At 43.5% G+C, this 22881-nt stretch carries 17 protein-coding genes and 2 pseudogenes; 1 reads left to right on the top strand and 18 read right to left on the bottom strand.

What is annotated here, in order from left to right; translation table 11 throughout:
- Positions 1–5 precede the first annotated feature (5 nt).
- Genes Q1W14_RS01005 through Q1W14_RS00995 form a run of 3 tightly spaced genes read right to left on the bottom strand, consistent with a single transcriptional unit; the run spans position 6 to position 7261 of the window.
- Complete coding sequence (locus Q1W14_RS01005; protein WP_300698366.1) at positions 6–2327, bottom strand: GH92 family glycosyl hydrolase; 2322 nt, start codon at positions 2325–2327, stop codon at positions 6–8.
- 25 nt (positions 2328–2352) lie between these two features.
- Entirely contained in the window at positions 2353–4677 is a 2325-nt protein-coding gene (locus Q1W14_RS01000; RefSeq protein ID WP_300698364.1) for a glycoside hydrolase family 20 protein, read from the bottom strand.
- Positions 4678–4696: 19 nt separating this feature from the next.
- Entirely contained in the window at positions 4697–7261 is a 2565-nt protein-coding gene (locus Q1W14_RS00995) for a glycoside hydrolase family 2 protein (protein ID WP_300698362.1), read from the bottom strand.
- A 179-nt stretch (positions 7262–7440) separates the two neighbouring features.
- Here Q1W14_RS00995 and Q1W14_RS00990 point away from each other — a divergent pair.
- Positions 7441–7794: pseudogene (locus Q1W14_RS00990) on the top strand (GDSL-type esterase/lipase family protein); the annotation flags it as partial.
- A gap of 217 nt (positions 7795–8011) precedes the next feature.
- Here Q1W14_RS00990 and Q1W14_RS00985 read toward each other — a convergent pair.
- The 15 genes and pseudogenes from Q1W14_RS00985 to Q1W14_RS00915 form a co-directional block, all read right to left on the bottom strand.
- Complete coding sequence (locus Q1W14_RS00985; RefSeq protein ID WP_300698360.1) at positions 8012–8164, bottom strand: hypothetical protein; 153 nt, start codon at positions 8162–8164, stop codon at positions 8012–8014.
- Between the two features lie 553 nt (positions 8165–8717).
- Complete coding sequence (locus Q1W14_RS00980; protein ID WP_300698357.1) at positions 8718–9386, bottom strand: polysaccharide deacetylase family protein; 669 nt, start codon at positions 9384–9386, stop codon at positions 8718–8720.
- Positions 9383–10339 carry a beta-ketoacyl synthase chain length factor gene (locus Q1W14_RS00975; protein WP_300698446.1) on the bottom strand — a complete coding sequence of 319 codons (957 nt, stop codon included), beginning with the start codon at positions 10337–10339 and terminating at the stop codon, positions 9383–9385. The genes Q1W14_RS00980 and Q1W14_RS00975 overlap by 4 nt, the downstream gene beginning before the upstream one ends.
- Positions 10339–11584: pseudogene (locus Q1W14_RS00970) on the bottom strand (beta-ketoacyl-[acyl-carrier-protein] synthase family protein). The gene Q1W14_RS00975 and the pseudogene Q1W14_RS00970 overlap by 1 nt, the downstream one beginning before the upstream one ends.
- Positions 11581–11841 (bottom strand): phosphopantetheine-binding protein, encoded by a 261-nt coding sequence (locus tag Q1W14_RS00965; protein WP_300698355.1) that lies wholly within the window; start codon positions 11839–11841, stop codon positions 11581–11583. The pseudogene Q1W14_RS00970 and the gene Q1W14_RS00965 overlap by 4 nt, the downstream one beginning before the upstream one ends.
- Before the next feature lie 4 nt (positions 11842–11845).
- Positions 11846–13549: a beta-ketoacyl synthase N-terminal-like domain-containing protein gene (locus Q1W14_RS00960; RefSeq protein ID WP_300698354.1), complete on the bottom strand. Its 1704-nt coding sequence runs from the start codon at positions 13547–13549 to the stop codon at positions 11846–11848.
- Positions 13534–13977, bottom strand: a complete 444-nt coding sequence (locus tag Q1W14_RS00955; protein WP_300698352.1) for a thioesterase family protein — start codon at positions 13975–13977, stop codon at positions 13534–13536. Before Q1W14_RS00955 ends, Q1W14_RS00960 begins: the two co-directional genes overlap by 16 nt.
- The gene (locus tag Q1W14_RS00950; RefSeq protein ID WP_300698350.1) at positions 13974–14408 is read right to left on the bottom strand and encodes a hydroxymyristoyl-ACP dehydratase; all 435 of its coding nucleotides are present in this window, start codon (positions 14406–14408) and stop codon (positions 13974–13976) included. Before Q1W14_RS00950 ends, Q1W14_RS00955 begins: the two co-directional genes overlap by 4 nt.
- Positions 14405–15490, bottom strand: coding sequence for a class I SAM-dependent methyltransferase (locus Q1W14_RS00945; RefSeq protein ID WP_300698348.1), 1086 nt, complete (start codon positions 15488–15490; stop codon positions 14405–14407). The genes Q1W14_RS00950 and Q1W14_RS00945 overlap by 4 nt, the downstream gene beginning before the upstream one ends.
- Positions 15491–15504: 14 nt before the next feature.
- Positions 15505–16389 carry an acyltransferase gene (locus Q1W14_RS00940; RefSeq protein ID WP_300698346.1) on the bottom strand — a complete coding sequence of 295 codons (885 nt, stop codon included), beginning with the start codon at positions 16387–16389 and terminating at the stop codon, positions 15505–15507.
- Positions 16390–16394: 5 nt separating this feature from the next.
- Positions 16395–16652, bottom strand: a complete 258-nt coding sequence (locus tag Q1W14_RS00935) for an acyl carrier protein (RefSeq protein ID WP_294610311.1) — start codon at positions 16650–16652, stop codon at positions 16395–16397.
- Positions 16653–16659: 7 nt separating this feature from the next.
- Positions 16660–17883, bottom strand: coding sequence for a beta-ketoacyl synthase (locus Q1W14_RS00930; RefSeq protein ID WP_300698344.1), 1224 nt, complete (start codon positions 17881–17883; stop codon positions 16660–16662).
- Positions 17880–18608: a 3-oxoacyl-ACP reductase FabG gene (gene fabG / locus Q1W14_RS00925; protein WP_300698342.1), complete on the bottom strand. Its 729-nt coding sequence runs from the start codon at positions 18606–18608 to the stop codon at positions 17880–17882. Before fabG ends, Q1W14_RS00930 begins: the two co-directional genes overlap by 4 nt.
- A 24-nt stretch (positions 18609–18632) precedes the next feature.
- Positions 18633–20174: a histidine ammonia-lyase gene (locus Q1W14_RS00920; RefSeq protein WP_300698340.1), complete on the bottom strand. Its 1542-nt coding sequence runs from the start codon at positions 20172–20174 to the stop codon at positions 18633–18635.
- Positions 20175–20265: 91 nt separating this feature from the next.
- Entirely contained in the window at positions 20266–22524 is a 2259-nt protein-coding gene (locus tag Q1W14_RS00915; RefSeq protein ID WP_300698338.1) for a RelA/SpoT family protein, read from the bottom strand.
- Between the last annotated feature and the right edge of the window lie 357 nt (positions 22525–22881).

Genomic DNA, 22881 nt, shown 5'->3' with positions numbered 1-22881 from the left:
CTACGTTATTCCGTCCCCCACTCCGTCGGTTTATCCGTCATCACTACTTGAAGTGTGCCTCCTTCCATCAGTTGCTGGTGGGTGAAGTAAGGTTTAAACAAAGGCTTTCCGTTTAGAGTGGCGCTCTCAATATATTTGTTGACTGCAGAATTGTTCTTTGCCACAATGCGGAACTCCTTACCTTGCGACAGATGAATGGTTGCAGCATTGAACAGTGGACGGCCGATGGAATACTCTGGCTTACCCGGGCAGAGCTGGTAGAATCCCATTGCATTCAGCACATACCATGCAGACATCTGACCGCAATCTTCGTTGCCGGAAAGCCCGTTGGGATTGTTGAAGTATTGACTATGAAGCACACTGTCCACCAAAGCCTGCGTTTTCCAAGGCTGCCCCACCTTATTATATAGATGCAAAATGTGATGGCTCGGCTCATTTCCATGGGCATACTGTCCTATTAGTCCCGATATGTCGGCAGAAGTCAGGTCACCCTCCAAAGCGGAGTCGGCAGTAAACAAGGAATCCAGCTTACCGATGAAGCCCTCACGACCGCCCATCAGCTGTACCAATCCATCCACATCCTGCGGCACGAACCAAGTCCATTGCCAAGCAGTACCCTCACAATAATCGTCTTCACGATGATTGCTAGAACGGGGGTTGAACGGTGTACGCCATTTCCCGTCAATATCCTTTCCACGCATAAAGCGTACTTCCGGATCAAAATAATGACGATAGGAACGACCAAATTCGGCATAACGGCGTTGGTTGACCGTATCGCCCAAAGCTTCTGCCAGTTGGCTGATGCACCAATCATCATAAGCATATTCCAGCCCCTTTGCCACAGCCTCGTGTTCTTTGTCACAAGGCACATAGCCCAGTGTATTCTTATAATATTTGGAAATAGGCATCAATGCGGCATGTTTCAGATAGTCGGTCGTGGCAATGGGAGCCAATGTATCATACTCGGCGCTACGCAGACAAGCTTTCAAAGCCAAGTGGGCATCAAAACCACGGTCGCCCTTCATATAGGCATCTACTATCACAGGCACGGCGTTGTAACCAATCATGGTGCCGGTATAATTTCCGGCAAGCTCCCACATCGGCAAGATACCTCCATCTTGGTACTGCTTCAGCAAAGCATTGATGAAGCGAGTATTCAGTTCCGGGTCAATAATAGTAAGCAGTGGATGCAAGGCACGGAACGTGTCCCATAAAGAAAAGACGGTGTACATGGGCTTATCCGCCCCGGCAGTATGTATCTCACGGTCAAGACCACGGTAGCGTCCGTCCACATCGGTAAACAGACTCGGAGAAATGCCCGTATGATAAAGTGCCGTATAGAATATGGTCTTCTGTTCCGGATCATTTGTCTCAATGTTTATCTTGCCCAGATAGCTATTCCAGTCACGACGAGCATCAGCCTTTACCTGTTCAAAATCCCAGCCGGAGATTTCTGCCAGATTCTTCTCCGCTCCTTCTGCATCTACCGAAGAAAGAGCGACCTTGACCAGTACTTGCTCATCTTTGGCAGTTGCAAAATGCAGTAAAGCCTTCTTCACCGGCAATGGATGCTGTCCCTTTGGCTGAAGGATAGAATCGGTCAGGATTTCACAAGTAAAAGGCTTGGAAAACACTGCCTCGAAATAGACATCGTGCCTCCATGCCCAACCATTGGTATTCTTATAACCGCGAAGCGTAGAGTCATTCACAATCTCCAAAGAAAGATCACGGTTGCGCTGTCCTTGCAGAGAGTAGTCCAGATCAAGGATAAAACCCGCCTCGCTGCTTTCGGGAAAAGTATAGCGATGTAGCGCCACACGCGAAGTAGCGGTCAGTTCTGCTTTCACTCCGTATGTATCAAGGAATACAGAATAATATCCGGGAGAAGCCGTCTCATTCTGATGCGAGAAACGGGAAGCATAAGGCAACGTCTGATCCGGCGAACCGCCCGTCGTTGCGAAAGAAGCAGTAGCAGAAGCAGTAGTGGCAGAGAGTGTTGTACGTTGCTTTCCTACGGTAGGCATCAGCAATATTTCACCATAGTCACCACAGCCTGTCCCACTGAGGTGAAGATGCGAAAAACCGTTGATGACGGTATCCGCATCATAATAGCCCGAACAGGCATCCCAACCGTAGATACGGGTATCAGGTCCCGGTTGTATCATGCTGTTGGGAACAACAGCACCGGGAAACGTGTGTCCATGTCCTCCAGTACCGATAAACGGATTAACATAATCTGCATAATCTTTCTGTACGACATTTGTGCCGCAACTTACAAGGAGTGCTCCGAAAGCTGCTCCCCACAAATATCTGTTCACTGATTTCATACTTCTGCTATCATTGATTCTTCTTTTAGTCTATCACAATCTCATCTACAAACAGGAAACCGTAATTTCCCTTTCCACCATGCCAGGCAGGAATGGAATGTTCCGAAGGAGCAAGGATATGTACGTAACGGGTCTTGACGGGTGTAAATGTCTGTTTATGCTCGTACAAGCCATTGCGGTCAGTTTCCTTCATTGCCGGATATTCTTCCGAGAAGACTTTAGTAAATATCTTGCCGTCATCCGACACCTCGATGGAGATACCACGCACATCAAACACCCAGTCGCCCTTCTCCACACAAGTAGTGAAGGTTACGCCGGAAATTTCAGTAGGCTGCTGCAAGTCGATGGTCACATCCATGTCATTGCGGTAGAAAGCAATCCATCGACCGGTCTTGTAATTGCCGTTACCTTTCAGTCCGTCGGTCAAAGTAGATATACCCTTGAACTCGTATTGTTTGTTCACCGGTTGGTTCGCCACGATAGGCTTGCAGGTGGACTTACTGAAAACGATTTTTTCGGAAAGGATGCGGCTGTTGCCAGCAGGGCGTATAGCCATAGCCTGAAGCGGACAATTCTCCTTGATGGAAAGCACGCTATCTGCTACAGGTGAAGCGGCAGTAGGCTCCGTACCATCCAATGTATAATGAATAGGCGCGTTGTCGATGGTATTCATGCGTACATCTATGGCACCAGTCTGTGTATTGGCCTGAAAATCGGCAGTCACATCGAACACATGTTTAGCGTAGTTATAACCTTCGACCTGATATAACTTGATGAGCTGCGGCAGACGGTTCAAGAAGTTTCGATAGTTCTTCTTTTCCGGCTGGCTCCATTGAATTTCGCAGAGGGCAGCCCAACGCGGCAATGCCATATACTGCAAATGTGCAAGTGTAGGTATGTATTCCGTCCAGTGGTTGGCCTGAACACCTATTATATATTTTTGTTCTTCGGGAGTAAGCGAACGGGGCATCGGCTCGTAGTTATAAACATGTTCCAATGGCAGGTAACCACCAATGCCAAGAGGTTCGTTTTCCGTATCCTTGGTCTGGTAATAGTCAAAGTAGAGATAGGTGTTCGGAGTCATAATTACATCATGATGCTGCTTGGCAGCCTCGATGCCTCCGCTTTCGCCACGCCAAGACATCACGGTGGCATTCGGTGCCAGACCGCCTTCCAGCGTCTCATCCCAACCTATCATCTGACGACCATGTGTATTCAGGAATTTCTCACCATGATTGATGATAAAGCTTTGCAGATATTCTTCCTTGCTATGCTTAGCATCAGCCTTGATACCCAAAGCCTTGACGCGTGCCTGACATTTAGGACAAGTTTCCCATTTTACTTTCGGGCATTCGTCACCACCAATGTGTATGTATTCCGAAGGGAAGATATCCATTATTTCCGTCAGTACATCGTCAATAAAAGTCAGTACACTGTCATTTCCAGCACAAAGTACATTGTCAGACACTCCCCATATCGTCCATACGTCATACGGTCCTCCTGTACATCCTAAATGGGAATAAGCAGCTAGTGCAGCCTGCATGTGTCCGGGAAGGTCTATTTCGGGGATCACGGTGATATAGCGTTCAGCGGCATAAGCCACAATTTCCTTAGCTTGCTCCTGGGTATAGAATCCGCCATAGGGTTTGCCGTCATACTCACCAGAGTTTCGGCCGATAACGGTTTCCTTGCGCTGGGAACCAATCTCGGTGAGTAGCGGATATTTCTTGATTTCAATGCGCCAGCCTTGGTCATCGGTGATGTGCCAGTGCAGACGGTTCATATTATGCAGCGTCATCATGTCAATGAAACTTTTCACCTCCTCCATTGTGAAGAAGTGGCGGCTCACATCGAAGTGAACACCCCGGTAGTCGAAACGGGGGGCGTCATTTATTTCAACATCAGCCAGTACAGGAGTGCTGTTTTCTACTACGGGGATGGACTTGCGTAAAGTCTGGATTCCATAGAATACACCCGCCTCGCTTGCACCTGAAATGACAATACCTTCACTACTTACTTTCAATTGATAGGCTTCCGGTTTTTCGGTATTCGGAGCCAATTGGAGAAGAATATTTCCCTTACCTTCAGTGCCTGCCTCTGTCTGATAAGTCTTGCCGGTGGCTTTTTTCAAATAGTCAGCCAGGTATTGGGCATTGCGCTGCATGGCCTCATTTCCATCCTGATAGATAATTTTAACACCGCTACTCAATGTAAACTCACCGTCGGTAGCCATCACAATCTCTTGAGGGATAGGAATGACCTGGTAATTTGCTTCAGTTTTTTCACCGGAGCAGGAACATAGCCATCCGGTCATGACAATCGCTGCTGCTGTCTTCAATAGGTTTTTCATATTTACAAGTTTTAAAAAATTAATAAGTCTCCCGTATATGCTTTATGGTTATCTCAGGTTTTACCCCTTTCTTGACTTCCGGAGAAGTAATCACAATCTTACGCGTCTCTCCCGGCAGAAGGTCAAAGAAATTATCTGTAAAACGTGCGCCTTGATAAGGTATCTGCACAAAAACGTCCTTTGCCAACTTCGGAGAGGAAAGTGTAACTTCACAACTGCCCTCCAAAGTCTTTACACTATACTTAATAGCGGTTTGAGGCAAATTCAAGTCTTTGGTGGGGACAAAATAATGCACATCGTGCGCCACCTCACGTCCGGTCTTGTCTTTGAGAGTGAGCAACAGATAGCACTCTTTGCGCCGGCTCTCGTCCGCCCACTCATTCAATGCTTTGCCAAACACCTTCACAGAGGTATTGGCGGCAACTTCCGTCTTCACAGACTGTCGAGTCAGTCTCTTGCCGCTGAAATCCATCAGTTGCATATCTAGAATCATACCTGTAGAGTTCTCCAGCTTATCAGAAAGCAGATAAACATTCAGATTACCTTCCTCATGTACAGGATTGATAATCAATGGGGCAAATGCACGCTTAGCTTGATAATGCAGTGCTTTCCAGTTACCGTAATAGTCAATGCCCGACCACGATACAACCGGCCAACTGTCATTCAACTGCCAATAGAGAGTACCCATGCAGTAAGGACGGTTGCGGCGATGTGCTTCAAAACAATAGCGCATACCCTGTCCTTGCAGTACAAGACCCACATAGACAAAATCCTCGAATTTCTCAGGCACAATGAAGTCACGTTCCATATAAGTACATATCAAATCGTTACCTAAGGAACTCTTCTGATGGGCATTCATCACTTCAGATTCTATCTCATAATCTTCGGGCGAGGCAAACGTAGCGATAGTCTTCATTTCGGGGAATGATTCAAAACCGAACTCGCTCTGGAAACGGCCGAACTCTGTGTCGGATGACTCAAAAGTCTTCTTGCCATACCAGATACCCCAGTTGTGGCTATCACCAATCTTCCATGAATCAGGACGTCCCCAATTGGAGAAATAAGGAGAGGTATGGACATAAAAGCGTCCCTCGTCCCACTCCTTCACTTTGGCAGGAAGCAATTCGCGGAAAAGCTTGTCGTAGTTGCGATAAAATTCTTCATAAACTTCGGGGGTGAAACGCGATTGCCATCCCCAATATTCCAAGCCTTCCAGTATCTCGTTGTTGCCGCACCATATAGCGAGACAAGCATGATTGCGCAAACGCTTGATATTATAATCCGCCTCATGGGATACACGGTTCAAAAACGTAGGGTCCGCCGGATAGATAGTACATCCGAACATAAAATCCTGCCATATCAGAATGCCGTTCTCATCTGCGAGGTCATAGAAGCGATTATCCTCGTAAGTACCTCCTCCCCATACACGAATGACATTCATGTTGGCTTCCTTGATATCACGGAACAGGGTGGCATATCGTTCATCGGTCATGGAGGGAAGCAAAACATCATTGGGAATAAAGTTCGCTCCTTTGGCAAACATTGGAATACCGTTCACTTCAAAGTAATAAGATTCGCCATGTCCATCCTTTTCATTCACTAAACGGACGGTACGCAGACCGATACGGTGGTATTCGGAAGCTATCGTCTTTCCCCGACAAACCACTTGTGCCGTAAAGTCATACAGGGTAGGTTTTCCCCAGCCATTCGGCATCCAGCGCTCCGGATTCTTTATCTCGACAGGAACTTTCACATGATTGATGCCGGGATTCAATACCACCGACTGTCTGACTGTAAGAGGCTGCCCGTCCTTCAATGAACAGGACACAATGATTTCAGCTTCCTCTTTTCCTGAAAGCACACTATTTATCTCCAGTTCATTGGAAATTTCTGCACGCTGATCGGTCAGCGAGAGTTGTTTTACATGATAGTCACCGATGGTAGCCACATCATAGAAACGCAGGAAGGCGGGACGCCAGATGCCACTGGTCACCATACGGATTCCCCAGTCCCAGCCATAGCTATAAGGTGCTTTTCGGGTAAATACACTGAGCCGCTTATCCAGATGGTCATTGTCTGCCGGATAGTCGAATCCATTCGATGCCCATTGCGGCAATGTCTCCTTGATGGGTGAGCGAAAAAAGATGTGCAACCTGTTCTCTCCGCAGCGAAGTACTTCTTTCACCGATACGGAATAACCCACGAACATATTGTCCGCCTTCAATAGCAGCGCTCCGTTAAGATAAACGTCCGCATACGTATCAAGCCCTTCAAAAGTCATCATGGCAGCATCCCGCGAAAGTTGTTCTTCAGTCACGGTGAAGACAGTCTTATATTCCCAGTCTTCATTCTCCACCCACTGGATTTTTTTCTCATTAGTCCCGAAGAAAGGATTGGGAAGTAATTGGTGATTCAGCAAGTCCTGATGTACAGTTCCAGGCACGGTGGCAGGCATCCATTTGTCAGTACCCGACTGTGCAAACATCCATCCTTGATTCAAAACTAATATTTCCGAAGTGTTATTAGCCCGGGCATACAACAACCCAAAGCAAACAATAAAAGTGTACAAAATTTTACTTCTCATGTTCTTAGATAAAGGATTTTGTGCAAATATACTATTTATATATTTAAAACATGCAGTGTGTTAATATATATTTTTAGTTTATGCAGCATACTTAATTAAATATTATCATTTTACCCATTGGTTTTTGCTAACTTTTCACTAAAACATCAAACTCTAATGAAAATACCACAAAAAAAGTCATTCTTTATTTTTTGCTTACGCTGCTTACTTTGTATGCTTCGGCTCAGAAACGCACCAAAGTGACATGCGTAGGAAACAGTATCACTTACGGTTACACTCTACCCGAACATGAAACACAATCCTATCCGGCGCAGTTACAACAAATGTTGGGCGACACCTATCAGGTGGAAAACTTCGACAAGTCGGGAGCTACTCTGCTAAACAAAGGACACCGCCCCTACATGCAACAAGAAGAATTTCATAAATTCATGGCGTTTGCCGGTGACATTGTGGTCATTCATTTAGGAATCAATGATACCGATCCATGCGACTGGCCCAACTACCGAGATGAATTTATCCGTGACTATCTGGCATTTGATTACAGTGAAGGCTTACACAGTGCCGACGGTCAGCCTCTACGCACTTTCGAGGTCGCAGAAATTGACGGATTGTTCAAACCTGCCGTTGCCGAGGTAGAAGGAAACCGCTTGAAGGTTTATAATAAGAGTATCAAAAATCCACGCTATGTGCGTTATGGTTGGCAACCTTTTACACGGGCCAATTTAGTGAATGAAGCAGGATTGCCGGCTTCTACCTTCCGGGCAGAAGAAGTTCCAAATTAACTTTGTAGCGGAGAATACCCGCACCTTCCTTCTCCGCTACAACTCCGCTATTCCTCCGCTTACGGGTATTCATAAGCGGAGGAATAGCGGAGAAATAGCGGAGCGGGTATATTTCATTCATAGTAACTTTCCGGATATAAGTATCTTGTAAGATACAAAATCTCGCCACCGAGGAACAAAGCGTTCGGCTCCGAGGAGCGTTCCTTTCCCCAGTGCCGGACAATTGGTTCATTTCTGGCGGGTTTTGAATTAATTTGAAGTAAATGAAAGTCTAGCGCAGCCTAAGCCTGAAAGGCTTTTATCTTGCAGCCCAGGGCATCGCCCTGGGTACAATAATAGGTTGCTAACGTTGCGCCCTGAAAGGGCAAAAGTCACATATACAGGTATTATGCCCTTTCAGGGCGCGGGGTGTGTAGGCATTCAGAGACCCAGGGCGATGCCCTGGGCTGTAAGATAAAAGCCTTTCAGGCTTAGGCTGCGCTAAATTATTATTTAGTTCATATATTCCCTTTTAACTCCTTTCTTCTCCGTTATGAAACTGTACCAACTTATTTTTTAAGCATTACTAAAAATGGGAGGGGAGGAAAGTGCTAAAATGTACTTTTTAAAGTAGACTCAAGAATGCATTTATCTGTTGCTATTGTCTCTTTATTCTTTAAGTGTTACTTAATATTTTACATGATTTCATCCAGTCGGACAACTGTATATCCCTGGTCTTTAATAAGATGAAGTATCTCTTTTAACAGAAGGTCACTGTTAGGCATACGATCATGTAAGAGAATGATAGAGCCGGGACATAACTTCTTGCGAATACGTCGCAATATCTTTTCAGTGTGTGGTTGTTGCGTGTCGAAAGTCCTGATATTCCAACCGATAGTAGTGTAGCCCAACTTTTTGATAGTTTTAGCTATAGTAGGGTTAGTTACTCCAAATGGCGGGCGGAATAGTTTCGTTTTCTGCGAAGTTACTTCTTCCAAAGCTGCTTGACAGGCTTGCAAGTCTTTCTCCATCCTTGAAAGACTGTATAGAGGAAAAGTATTAGTGTGTGAAAAGGAATGATTACCAATCAGATGCCCTTCACCAATTATCTGCCGGATTAACTCTTCGTTTCCTTTTACTTTATTACCGATGCAGAAGAAGCATGCCGGTACTTGTTGCTCCTTGAGAACTTGCAGTACTTTAGGAGTCTGTATCGGGTCCGGTCCGTCGTCGAAGGTGATAGCTACTATCTTTTCTGTTGTTTGTTTCTTGCTGAACACCTTTAAATAAATATTAGACCGGATGTTGCAAGAAGCATAGACAAGGAAAGCAACCGCTAGAATGATTATAATTTCTGTTATCATTGTCTTTTGCGGATTAAAATCAGTGAGTGGTTAATGGAATGAAAATGGTTGTATATCAAAACCGTTTGTTCCGGTGCAGTCTGTTCACCGAATGCTTTGACTACTTTCCATACTGCATAAGACGAGGCAGTGGGGTATTCGCCACATTCATCTTTAAAAGTACTACAGGTGGCATTAGAAAACAAGCTGTTTTCTAATGCGATGTATGGAGCATCTTCTTTAGAATGACCATTCTTACCGGTGACAAACCAGTCTACTTGTTCGGGTGTCAATTGGTGTTGTTGCAGGAAATGATGAATTCGTACACTTATTTCCTCTACGGAGGCTGTATCTATAAAAGTGGATACTCCAATGACTTCAGCCAAAGTGGATGTTGTTTGTTGATGTCCAAGTAGGAAGAATTGCGCACCCTCTCCTGCTTGTATATCTTTCAGCAAACCCAGTCGTTGATGTAAGGTGTAACTACTGGGGGTGATCTCGTCAATGGTTCCCAGTAATACATTCTTATTTCCTTCCCAGATTTTCATCATACCATCCAGCAAGGCACTCTCGAAACTCAATCCCCGATGTACATACGTCATGTTGTAGGCATGTATTTGCCTGATTAATGCTATTTGAGCACCGATAGTATTGAAAGTAGACTGGATAAATGGGGTAGGATTCAGCAATCTTTCTTCATTTTCGATGATGGCATTCAGGAATTTTTCGGTATCTGCCAGGCAACCCAGTCCGGTGGCAGTGATAATGGCGTGTACTTCTTCGGAGGGCAGCGAACTGATGCACTCCAACCCGCAGGTAACTCCCATTTTTATGATGCGGCTCATGCGTCTGCGTAACGTGGCATTTGTGATAATGCTTTTGTAGTCCGGTTCGTTGGCAGACAGATACAGAGTGTTTTCTGAAGTGACGTCTGCATGAATAGAGGCGATATGATTGATATAAACAGGCTGCATCATTTCTCTTTTAAAGTGGAAAATAGGATTGAGGAATTATTTCCTCCGAATCCGAAAGAGTTTGATAATACATTGCGGATAGATAAACCTTCACGGAAAGAAGTCTCAGGTATCAGTCCGGTTTCTGCTATCGGTTCTTTAAAGTTTAGATTGGGATAGACAAAACCATGATAAACGGAAAGGACTGAATAAACGGCCTCAATACCTTCAGAAGCTCCCAATGTATGACCGATAAAAGCTTTTACAGAACTGAATGCAGGGGCGTTTGTTCCAAAAATACGACGAATGGCAATTCCTTCCGAGAGGTCATTACTCGGAGTTCCTGTGCCGTGCACATTGATATAATCTATTTCTTTGTATGGGATGTTATTCTGCGAAATGGCTTCCTGCATAGCTTGAAATGCACCATCTCCTTCAGGAGAACTGCCCGTCTGATGAAATGCTTCATTGACATTGGCATATCCGTTTAACAGACAATAGGCTTCTTTCCGAAGAGATTTTTCAGATTGTAGAACAAGGTAACCGGCACCTTCTCCTAGATTCAGTCCGGCACGGGATGCGTCGAAAGGACGACAATGCTCCTTATCAAGAATCAAAAGTGAATTAAATCCATTGAGGGTGAACTTGCATAGAGCATCCGTGCCTCCTACAATGGCGGCATCCAGTAAGCCATGTTGAATCATGCGGGCTCCTAACATGATAGCGTTCGCAGCGGAAGAACAGGCTGTACTGATAGTTGTAACAAAATCTTTTACTCCTAAGTAGCCGGCTATCATCTCGGTACTTGCCCCACAATCATGGGAGATGACTTCCCTTAACCGGCCTTTCTCGGGGGCCTTTCTGAATGAATCGTAGAAATGCTCGCTTAGATCCATTCCTCCTACCGAAGTGGAGGAAATAAAACCGGTACGTAAGGATGCAATATCCAGTTTGGCATCCTCAACAGCCTCTTTAGCAGCGAGGCATCCCAGTAATGCTGTTCGTGACGAAGTTTTTTCAACGTCTAAAGATAGTAATCGTTTTAGGTCTTTATTACTGTATTTAACCTCCGATACAGGCTAAAGATAGTAATCGTTTTAGGTCTTTATTACTGTATTTAACCTCCGATACAGGCACATCGAGTACTGTAGGAAAAAGGGTTACTTTTCCCATGCCATGCTGATGCTTTCTGAGCGAAGTTATATTCTCAGCAACTCCCAGACCAATGCCGGAGACAACACCTAAACCGGTTACGTAAATCTTCATTTATTCTGGTTTTCAGAGATATAATCAGCCAAAGTGCGTATAGAATAAAAAATCTGTTTCCCTTCTGCCGGGTTCTTTATCTTGATTCCGTAATTCCGTTCCAGGATGAGAATGATTTCGAGTGCGTCGATGGAGTCGAGTCCCAATCCTGCATCACCAAACAAGGGTGCATCCGTATCAATGTCTTTCGGGGTGATTTCTTCAAGATTCAATTCTTGGATGAGTTCTTTTTTTAGTTTGTCTATCAATTCTTCCATATTTTTATTCCATTAGTTTAAATTCTGCTTTATATTGTTGCTTTAATAATTCACACCACCCGATTATACAAGCCTTTAAGTTCCCTTTTTCCATGACAATCCGTGCATATTGTTCCAGTTTGCCCGCATCTAAATCCTGTTCGATGAAAAAGGTATTTTCACCTTGTATTTTATGTCGGATACATATTTCTCCTGCCACAACATTAGGTAAAGTATACACAAATACTGCGGGGCTGGCTGCATGGTCTCCTTCCTGATTGATAATTTCCTGATGATGAATATCCGTGTGCAGTGAAGAAGCTGAATTTACCAACAAAATGCCGATATCTTCCGGTCGGAAGTTTTTATCTTGCAGCAGATATTCGGCAGCAGTATATCCTAGTTTGCAAAGGTCGTCCATTTTGTAGAACTTCATGTTACTTCCTCCTATATTTTTATAGGCTTGGCGGATAAATAATGCAAAGTCAGTAGATGTAGAAGAGAAAAGCGGCTTTTCGTTAACTTTCACACAAGCATTTTCTATGGAAACGCTTGCCGTAGTGCGGATCGTTTTCGTTTTCTGTTTTTTAGAAGATTGCTTTTGGAATGCAGGCAAGGTCAATACTATGGCTGCGTTGCATCCCCCGAATCCGGATGCAGTTTTAATGCAATGCTTCATTGGCATTTCACAATGATCTGCCTGGACTATGATGGGCATACTTACTCCGACTTTTTCATAACCTAAAGTGCCAAACAGCATATTCTCTTTTAATTCATGCAGGCAGATAATGGATTCAATAACTCCCGATGCTCCTAAAGTATGCCCGAAGTAAGGCTTCATACTATTTACAGGTACAACTTCCAGACCAGCTAAATGAATGGCCTTGGATTCCATTTCGTCGTTATAGGCAGTAGCCGTTCCATGTGCATTGATAAAACTGATATCTTCGGGATTTACTGATGCCTCCTCCATTGCTTGGCGCATGGCGAAATAGAGTCCGTCTCCGGTACGTGACGGTCCGGAAATATGGTTGGCATCATTGCTGATAGCTCCTCCTGATAATATAATATCCAAATTACTTCCTTCGGAACTCAGCAGAATAGCTCCACAAGCTTCTCCTAGATTAAGTCCGTCTCTCTCTGCGTCATAAGGACGGCATATCGTGGAACTAACTGATCGAAAAGAGAGAAATCCGCTGGTAATGAAATGGGAAAGTATATCACCACCTGCTACAATAACTTTCTTATATCTGCCTGTTTCTATCCATCGCTTGGCTATAATCAAAGCTGATACTCCTGATATACAGGCATTAGATATAATCTCCACTCGATCCTCAGCCTGAAAATGTCGGCCGATTCTTTTTCCCATTTCCCATAGATAAACTCTGATGTCCGGTTCGTTGGGATGATGGGCTAATAGATCTACATTGCCTTTGGTGGTAGAAAGGATTAGTCCGCAATCATTGTCCGCCAAACTAATGCCTGACTGGGATAATATATCTTGGATGGTAAGTATAAATAATTGTTCCAGACGTGTATAGGTATCCGGCCCTTTGACTGAATCGGAAATAGTAGCAGCCAGTATGGAACTATCGGCTATCACTCCTGCTTCATGCCTAGTAATTCCACTCCGGTATTCTCGGATCGCTTTTAAATTCTCTTGGGTATTCTTTCCTAAAGAACTTATCAGGGAGTCTGCTGTAATATATACGATTATCGGATGTTCCATCTCTTTTTCCATTCCTGATAAAAAGTAGGTGTTACTAATTCCAGTTCTCTGTTTAGGTTCAGAAAGACCTGAGTGGTGCTTCCGGTAGCTACAATATTTTGGTTTGTAGCTCTGTAAAGCACATATTCGAATTTTATTTTAGCGGCTTCACAGGAGATATATCGGGTCTCGATAATCACTTCTTCACCTACCGAAAGAGGCTGTTTAAATTGGCAGGTTAAGTCAACGATGGGTACCATATATCCTTGCTCGTATATATCCATGTATCCTAATCCATAGCGTTTTCCGAAAGATTCTCTTCCATCCTCAAAATAGCGGACGTACTCACCATGCCATACGATTTGCATGGAATCCACTTCGCTGAAACGTACCTTGGTGGTGGTACGATCAATGAGTGCTGCTGTATGTAGGTTCGTTTTTTGTTTCATTTCTTTTCTAAGAATATTTTCATCCGGCATTCTGCAATAACTTTATCAGAAGTGCTTACACAGGCACTCACTAGTGTTATATCGAATACTTCCTGGATAATTGTGATTTCGGTAGATAATATTTGTCCGATTTCCGGTAAATTATGAATTGCCAGCTTATCTACGGAACCGATAAAGCCTAATGGTATCGGTTCGTCTTTTTGTAAGTAGATATATCCGATCCGGGCAGCCGCTGATTGGGCAATATGTTCGATGATGCCGGCTTCTTGTAACTTACCTTCTTGACAGAATATATTGTCAGGAGTAATTGTCAAACCTGAATAGGAATAATCGTTTTCAATGCCGTAGAATGTATCTACCATAACGATTGGCGGACGTTGCGGTATCAGGTTCAAGATGCCTTCACCTTGTATGATAGGGAGTGATTTCATTTCAGTTTACATTTAACGATGCTATGTCCCAATCCCAGATTATCATATATCTCTTCTATTTCCAGTCCGGATGCATGGATACAGCGTGCCATATCATCGGAATGGTACATTTTGCTATTTCCGTTGGCCATTGCTGTGAAATAGATACTGATTTGTGTCAGGCAGTATGCAGCCGTTTCAAACTTTTGTCTGTCCCAAAATGTCTCCATTATATAGAGTCTGCTACCTGTTCCCATTGATTGTGCGGCACGCGACAAAATACTGGTTACTTCGTCTTCGGAAAAACAATCCAGAAACTGACTCATCCAGATGGCATCGAATCCTTCAGGAAAAGGTACATGCTTGTCGAGCAGATTTACTCCATGTCCATGAATACGTTCATATCCAGAAGTGTTTTTTGTCTTTTGTTTCATCATTTCCAGCTGTTGTGGCAAGTCCATGATGGTGACTTCTACTTCTTTATTATACTGTACGCATCTGGTAGCCCATCTTCCGGTATTTCCTCCTACATCCAGTAAGGTTAGGGGAGAATCCTTGAAAACAAATTCAAGAGCTTGGTCGAATGAATTATCTGAGTAGAAGTGGTCAAAGCCAAACCAGCTTTTTTGTACTTGTTCGGGTAAGCTGGATAACCCTTCGTAGATGGTAGGCCATTCTCCAAACTCTTTTAAACCTTCCGGGCGTTCATTAATCAATGCTTCTTCTAAATGAAACAAACCTTTATAGTTCACATCTTGGTTAAAGTCCATGTTAACTTTTGCCATTTCATCATTCAACAGAAACCATCCGGCTTTGGCTAGCAGATATTTGTTATCTTCTATCAATACCGTGCCGATTGTAAGTGATGCTTCTAGCAGAACTTGTGCCGCGTAGCGTGATAATCCGGTAGATTGGCTGATTTGTTCCAATGGCATGCCTTCCCTATTATCAGAAAGCAGACGGAAGATACCGAATTTCAGCATCAGGCGTGATACCTGAAACACAACAGGGCCGAAGGCTATTTCTTGCGCCAGTCGTTGTGCCTCTACTGCGGAGAACCGTTCTTTGGTGTATCTTTTTTGTAATGAAGAAGTTCGTTTCATTTTGTTTTTTCATTTTATTCAGGCAACTTCCAAAAAGGATAATAATTAAACCATTGTTCGGGATATTGCTTGATTATAGTTTCAAGAGCGTTGACGTATTGTTCTAACAGTAATTGCTCAGCTCTTTTTTCTTTTGAACCGGAGACTTTTTCTGCTTGTATGAAGTGGAAATGATAAGTCTGCTTGGCTTCTCTCATGGCAAAATAGAACACAACCGGGACTTTCATCCGCGATGCCAAAAGGAATGGACCGATTGGAAAAGCAGCCTCTTCCCCCATGAATGTACAAGTCAGCAACTTATCGGCATTTAAATAACGATCTCCCTGGAAGCAAACATATTCTTTATTATTCAGTGCTTCCGTAATTTTGAATATATGAGCCAGGTTGTCTTCATTAACTGGTATTATTTTATAAGGTTGCTGCTGCCCGTTCTTTTGCAGTACTTCTTTGATCTTTTGATGTTCGGCATCATACATTACTACATTCATCTTCTTGCTGTAATCGTTGAAGAAGGGAGTACCTATTTCCCAGTTTCCAATGTGGGCGCCAATCATGATGACTCCTTGATCACCGTCCAATACATTCAGAAATTCTTGATAATGATTGAATTTGAAATGATATTTGTTTATCATTCCATTACTGATGGCTACTTTGTCAATGAGTATCTGCCCTAAGCGATAATAATTGTTCAGAAGCAAACCTGCCGAATGTAAGTGATTTCGTTTTAAGATACAACGTGCGTAGTACCAGATACTCTTTGTCGCTTTCGGTGCGAATGGTATGAAATAAAGTACGACCAGAGCCAGAAAACCATAAGCGGCCTTAATGCCGAGATACCTGATCATGTAGATGAAAAACAGATATCCGGAAACACCACCACGGGTTTTACCTTTCCACATCTCCTTTATTCGTTTTTATTTTCTGCCATACGGGTGATGACGAGGTTATAAAAGTCCTGGAATGTTTTGATTCCTACAAAGTCTTGTCCGGTCACATTAAATCCGAAGTTCTTTTCAATTAGCACTACCATATCAACCAGGTCCAGACTATCTAACTCAAGTGTTTGCATGAGCGGAGCATCAGACTGGATAAGATCAATATCTACTTCAAATTCTTCGGATAAGGTTTCTCTTATCTTTTCAATGATTTCTTCGTTGGTCATACTTATTTTATTTCTTTACTTTTTTAATAATTAGGGTGGAATTTGTACCACCGAATCCAAATGAATTGGATAAGAACGTATCAAACTCCGTATTTACTCGCTGAGCGGGAATATTGAGCAAACAAGATGCTTCGTCCGGTTCTTCAAAGTTCAGGTTGGGGGCAATGAATCCATTCTGCATCATCAGGGTGGAATAGATAACTTCGCTGGCTCCCGCCATCCACATTTCGTGTCCGGTCATGGATTTGGTGGAAGTTACATACGGGCGATGTCCCTCGAATACTTCAGCAATGGCTTTTGCTTCATTCAGGTCGCCAATAGGTGTAGAGGTAGCATGTGCATTGATGTAGCCAATTTTCTCCAATGGGATTTCTGCATCCCGGATAGCCATCTGCAATGAACGCTTCGGACCATCTATATTGGGAACGGAGATATGGTCGCCATTGGATGAAAAGCCATAACCTATTACCTCTGCCAGTATGGGAGCACCTCTTTTCACTGCCGATTCGTAGCTTTCCAGCACTAAGCTGGCACCGCCTCCGCTAGGCACAAGTCCATCCCTGTTTTTGTCGAAAGGTCTGGATGCTTTATGAGGATCATTTTCCCGGGTGGAGAAAGCGCTTAATCCGTCAAAGCTGCCAACAGAAAAAGGATTAACTTCCTGTGCACCCCCACATAGAATGCAATCTTGCAGTCCTGATTTGATAAGCAGATATCCCATGCCAATGGCGTGAGAACCACTTGCGCAGGCACCGGAGATCGTAAAATTCACTCCCCTGAGCTTGAATATGACTGATAAGTTCATGGAGACAGTCGAGTTCATAGATTGAAAAATAGAACCCGAACCTACCAAAACTGTATTTTTCTTTTCACGAATGATGTCTATGGCATTTATAACCGGTGCAGTACTGCTATCATTTCCGTAAAGTACACCTACTTCGTTGGCTTCAAGGAAGGCATCGTCAATGCCGGCATTTCTAAAGGCTTCTACAGTTGCCATGTAGGCATACTCTCCCTGTTCTGGCAAACAATGACGTTTCCGTCTGTCTAATAGCTTTTTGAGGTCGGGACGTTCCAGCAATCCGGTTAAAGCAGAGAGGTATCCCAACTCTTTTCGTTCCGGGTCGATGCCAATTCCCGATGTCCCGTTATATAAGGAGTCTTTTACTTCTTCCAGATTTTTTCCGATACACGAGTAAATCCCCATTCCTGTAATCACAACTCTTCTCATGTATATAATCCTCCATTAATTGAAATAACTTCTCCTGTGATATAAGAGGAATTGGGAGAAACCAGGAAGCCTACTAAATCGGCAACCTCTTCCGGTTCACCGAAACGTCCGGCGGGGATGTGTTTCTTCCATTCATTTTCATTGATATCTTCGGTCATCTCTGTGCGGATAAATCCTGGCGCTACAGCATTAACGGTTACATGTTTCTTGGCTACTTCCTGAGCTAAAGCTTTGGTTGCAGCGATAATGCCTCCTTTGGCAGCAGAGTAATTGGTTTGTCCGGGCATGCCTTTGATTCCGGATAATGAAACGATGTTGATGATACGTCCGAATCGTTTTACCAACATGTTTTTAAGTAATGCCTGGGTTACGTAGAAAAAGCCGTTCAGGCCGGTGTTCAGCACTCCGTTCCATTCTTCTTCGGTCATCCATAGCATAAGATTATCTTTACGAATACCTGCATTATTAATCAGAATCTCTATATATTCGTCAGGGTGCTGTTGACCCCAGTTACCCAATGCTTTGGACACAGCCGCTGAGTCGGTGACATCGAACTTCAATAATTCTCCTTCTCCACCCTTTTCATGGATCATCTGTAAGGTCTTTGCAGCTTCTTTATCGTTACTTTGATAATTTATCAGCACTGCATACCCCATATCTGCCAACTTGATGCTGACAGTACGACCAATGCCCCGGCTTCCGCCTGTTACTAATGCGTACTTCATTTATTGTTTGTTACATTTTATCATTTATTCCTCAAAGTGTAGATCGAACTTTTTAGTTTTGAGGTATTTATTCATAGCCTCAATTTCTTTGTACTTTGGGGTATCTTTGGTGAATACGGGAAAGAAAGCCCGTATCTCATTGTATACACAGTGCGATTCTGTACTTAACTGCTCCTGTATTTTCAAATAATCTACGGCTTGTACAATCCCCATGAATAAAATACTCATGACCTGATATGAGTTTTCGACGACTGTTTTAGCAATTAAAGCCGAATTTGTTCCCATACTTACAATGTCTTGATTGTCATTGTTATTTGGAATGCTATGCACATACATTGGATTGGAAAGTGTCTGACATTCGGCAGTTGTCGATGTAGCCGTAAATTGTGAAGCTTGCAATCCATAATTTAATCCTAGTACTCCCAGATTGACAAAAGGAGGAAGTATTCCGTTGATGCGGTCATGGAACAGATAGTTCAGCTGACGTTCGCAGAGCATGGTTAGTTTCGTAATGGCAATTTTTAATTTGTCCATTTCAAAAGAAACATAATCTCCGTGGAAATTTCCGCCGTGGTATACATTTTGCGTTTCCGGATCTACAATAGGATTATCGCAAGCCGAATTAATCTCATTGATGAGCACTTCTTCCGTGTTGGATAAGGTGTCAAGAATAGGGCCTAATATCTGAGGGGTGCATCTTAGGGAATAATAAGGCTGCACTTTATGTTCAAATATCTTTTCTTTGTGCTTTTGGCTGTATAACTCATTTTCTCGTTTACGGGTACAATGGCTGTTTTGCATCCAATCTCTCATGACCTCAGCTATTTTTTGCTGTCCTTTGTGATGTTTGGCGTCATTTAGAGGTCGGGAAATGAAATCATCGTACGATCCTGCGATTTCATTCATCATAACCGATGCACAAACCGACCAATTAAGTAGTTGGTAAGCATGTATCAGATTAACTACACCTATGCCTGTCATAACAGAAGTGCCATTGGTAACGGAAAGTCCTTCGCGTATATGTATGGAGAAAGGTTTAAGCTGATTTTTCTCAAATACCTGGGCGGTAGGTTGTAAGTGGTTTTGATAGAATACTTCTCCTTCTCCGATCAGTGTCAGTGCAATATGGGCAAGTTGTACTAAATCCCCACTTGCACCTACGCTGCCATGTTCGGGTACATAGGGGCAAATGTTTAAGTTGATAAACTTTACAAGTAATTCTACCAATTCAGTATGTACACCCGACTTTCCTTGAAGAAAAGTGCATAGCCTGGCAATCATTGCAGCCTTTACATAAAGTGGGGGTAAGGGTTTACCCGCTCCGGTAGAATGGCTTCTGATGATATTATATTGTAGTTCAGTTAATGATTTGTCTTCGATTCTATATTGAGCCATAGGACCGAAACCTGTATTAATTCCGTAAATTATTTTATCACTTGAGAATCTCTTTAAGAAGAGAAAACTCTTTTCAACTTCTTGAATGCAATCATCGGAAATAATAACTTCTTCATCATCAAATAGCAACTTCCGGAGTATTTCTAAATTAATATATTTACCGACTATCATAGTATACTTATTGATATAATGTGCAAAAGTAGGCATTTTATATCAATAATGTAGGCGTTGAACTAATAAAACTTTTGCTCGGAAGATAGTTTCAATCCTCTATTCTCGTTACCTGTTTGATGTTTTGAATTTGTTTTAAGTTATCACATATACTTCGCACATCATCAACATCGTGCACATAAAGCTGAATCTTTCCTTCAAAAATGCCATCGGTAGTTTCGATGGTCAACTTCCGGATGTTTACATTCAGTTGACGGGAAATGACTTGTGTCACTTCATTCAGCAATCCCATGCAGTCAATACCTTTGATATAGATAGTTACGAGGAATGAAAGTTCCTTGTGGGTATCCCATTCGGTGGCAATGATACGGTTGCCGTAACTACTCTTGAGTCGGGAGGCGATAGGGCATTGACGCTTATGAATGATTACCCGGTTCTGTTCATCAATATAGCCCAAAACATCATCTCCGGGGATAGGATGGCAACAATCTGCCATGATATAATTCTTCGAAATGGTTTCCTCGGTTAGTTTTAGGATTTGTTTGGTATTGATTTTCTCTTGCGGAACTTTTTCTTCCGGTTGTTCTTTGATTTCTTTGTTATCTTTATTACCGAAAGAGAAGGTCAGGTATTTCTTCCAGTTGGTACCTTGCTTTTCTTTAAATACATTCTTGTCCGCATCGCTCAAGACGAGCTTTTTGCTACCTACTGCTACCAGAAGTTCATCAAACGTGTGGAAATTATGCAGTTTTGTCAGCTTGTTTAAGGCTGCATCATCAATGCGAATCTCTTCGTTCTTAAAGAAGTCGGCTATAATCGCTTCACCTTCTTTTTGGTAAGCTTTCGCTTCTTTACGCAGGATAGTAGCAATCTTGGCACGGGCACGGGCAGTGGTGGCATACACTTCCCATTCCGGCTGTACCCGTTGTGATTTGGATGTTAGTATCTCTACCTGGTCACCACTCTGCAATTTATGGCTGAGAGGTACCAATTTATGATTTACTTTGGCACCGATGCAATGGCTGCCTATATCGGTATGCAGAGAAAAAGCAAAATCCAGTGCAGTAGAGTTCTGTGGCATTGTTTTGAGATCACCTTTCGGGGTGAAGACAAATATTTCAGAAGCAAATAGATTGAGCTTGATTGTATCTAGAAAGTCGATGGCGTCCGGCTGTGGATCGTCCAGAATTTCCTTGATGGTGCGTAGCCATTTTTCCAGTTCGCCTTCGTCTTCGCTACCACCACCGTCTTTGTATTTCCAGTGTGCTGCAAAGCCTTGTTCGGCAACGTCATTCATGCGCTCGCTGCGGATTTGTACTTCAATCCATTGTCCGTTATTACCCATCAAGGTAACATGCAGCGCTTGGTAACCATTTGCTTTGGGATGGCTTACCCAGTCGCGCAGACGATCCGGGTGTGGCTTGTATATCTTGGAGATGGAGACGTAAATGTCAAAGCAATCGTTCAATTCTTCCTCCTCATTGCGAGGCTCGAAGATGATACGGGCAGCTAGCAAATCATAGATTTCCTCGAAAGGCACATGTTTGGTTTGCATCTTATTCCAGATGGAATAGATGGATTTTACCCGCGCAAGGATACGGTATTTCAACCCCATCTTGTCTAATTGGGCACGTATAGGAATGGTGAAATTGTTGAATACTTTGTCACGCTCTACTGCAGTAGCGGCAAGTTTCTCTTCTATTTCTTTGTATTCTTCCGGATGTTCGTATTTGAAGCTCAGGTTTTCCAATTCAGTCTTTATCTTGTACAGACCTAAACGGTTGGCTAACGGAGCGTATATATAAAGGGTTTCACCCGCAATCTTGAACTGCTTGTTAGGCATCATGGAGCCGAGTGTGCGCATATTATGCAGGCGGTCGGCTATTTTGATAAGTATCACACGAATATCATCGGACATGGTGAGCAGTAACTTCTTGAAGTTTTCTGCTTGTGCCGAAGCACGGTCGCCGAAGATACCGCCGGAGATTTTAGTCAGTCCATCTACAATTTGGGCTATTTTCGGTCCGAAGATATTTTCTATATCTTCTACTGTATAATCGGTGTCTTCTACTACATCGTGCAGCAGTGCGGAACAAATAGATGTTGATCCCAGTCCTATCTCATTACAGACGATCTTAGCCACTGCAATGGGGTGCATGATATAGGGTTCGCCCGAACGGCGTTTGATACCTTTGTGTGCCTGATTGGCAAAGTTGAATGCTTTGGTTATTATTTCGACGCGCTTGCGGTGCTTAGTTGCCAAATAGTCGTTCAACAGTTCCTGGAATGCCTGGTCGATTATCTCTTCTTCGGCTTTCTCTTTCTCCTTCTGGCTTAAGTTTTCTTCCATATACTGTTTTTTCTCCTTTCTTCTTTCTCTTTCTGCAAAAATAAGCATTTTTCAACACCGTACAAGCTTTGGGAGTACTTTTTCTTTCGGCTTGCCCCGAAAGTAAAAGTACCAAAAAGAAAGAGGCACGGGCTTCGGCCTACTCCGACACTGCCAGGTGCAGACGGAGCGAAAACTCGCTTCGCTCAGACAAACGCCCCTTACCTGCACCTGACAGCGCCTCCGCTTACGCACCTCCGCCTATGCCCGAAAGCTGCGCGATGTAAGCGCTGCGCTGTTCATAGCTTTTTGCAGCACGTTTAAATTCTACAACGTTCAGCGGTACTTAAACATAGTGCAACGCAAGAGTAGCAATCG

It is taken from the genome of Bacteroides sp. (assembly GCF_030151085.1).
Taxonomy (GTDB): Bacteria; Bacteroidota; Bacteroidia; order Bacteroidales; family Bacteroidaceae; genus Bacteroides.
Note: the sequence above shows the minus strand (reverse complement) of the source record. Positions and strands in the feature narration are given on the sequence as shown.

Coding starts and splice junctions, on each gene's coding strand:
- Q1W14_RS01005 (WP_300698366.1), bottom strand. CDS start 2,327: ATGAAATCAGTGAACAGATATTTGTGGGGAGCAGCTTTCGGAGCACTC.
- Q1W14_RS01000 (WP_300698364.1), bottom strand. CDS start 4,677: ATGAAAAACCTATTGAAGACAGCAGCAGCGATTGTCATGACCGGATGG.
- Q1W14_RS00995 (WP_300698362.1), bottom strand. CDS start 7,261: ATGAGAAGTAAAATTTTGTACACTTTTATTGTTTGCTTTGGGTTGTTG.
- Q1W14_RS00985 (WP_300698360.1), bottom strand. CDS start 8,164: ATGAATGAAATATACCCGCTCCGCTATTTCTCCGCTATTCCTCCGCTT.
- Q1W14_RS00980 (WP_300698357.1), bottom strand. CDS start 9,386: ATGATAACAGAAATTATAATCATTCTAGCGGTTGCTTTCCTTGTCTAT.
- Q1W14_RS00975 (WP_300698446.1), bottom strand. CDS start 10,339: ATGCAGCCTGTTTATATCAATCATATCGCCTCTATTCATGCAGACGTC.
- Q1W14_RS00965 (WP_300698355.1), bottom strand. CDS start 11,841: ATGGAAGAATTGATAGACAAACTAAAAAAAGAACTCATCCAAGAATTG.
- Q1W14_RS00960 (WP_300698354.1), bottom strand. CDS start 13,549: ATGGAACATCCGATAATCGTATATATTACAGCAGACTCCCTGATAAGT.
- Q1W14_RS00955 (WP_300698352.1), bottom strand. CDS start 13,977: ATGAAACAAAAAACGAACCTACATACAGCAGCACTCATTGATCGTACC.
- Q1W14_RS00950 (WP_300698350.1), bottom strand. CDS start 14,408: ATGAAATCACTCCCTATCATACAAGGTGAAGGCATCTTGAACCTGATA.
- Q1W14_RS00945 (WP_300698348.1), bottom strand. CDS start 15,490: ATGAAACGAACTTCTTCATTACAAAAAAGATACACCAAAGAACGGTTC.
- Q1W14_RS00940 (WP_300698346.1), bottom strand. CDS start 16,389: ATGTGGAAAGGTAAAACCCGTGGTGGTGTTTCCGGATATCTGTTTTTC.
- Q1W14_RS00935 (WP_294610311.1), bottom strand. CDS start 16,652: ATGACCAACGAAGAAATCATTGAAAAGATAAGAGAAACCTTATCCGAA.
- Q1W14_RS00930 (WP_300698344.1), bottom strand. CDS start 17,883: ATGAGAAGAGTTGTGATTACAGGAATGGGGATTTACTCGTGTATCGGA.
- fabG (WP_300698342.1), bottom strand. CDS start 18,608: ATGAAGTACGCATTAGTAACAGGCGGAAGCCGGGGCATTGGTCGTACT.
- Q1W14_RS00920 (WP_300698340.1), bottom strand. CDS start 20,174: ATGATAGTCGGTAAATATATTAATTTAGAAATACTCCGGAAGTTGCTA.
- Q1W14_RS00915 (WP_300698338.1), bottom strand. CDS start 22,524: ATGGAAGAAAACTTAAGCCAGAAGGAGAAAGAGAAAGCCGAAGAAGAG.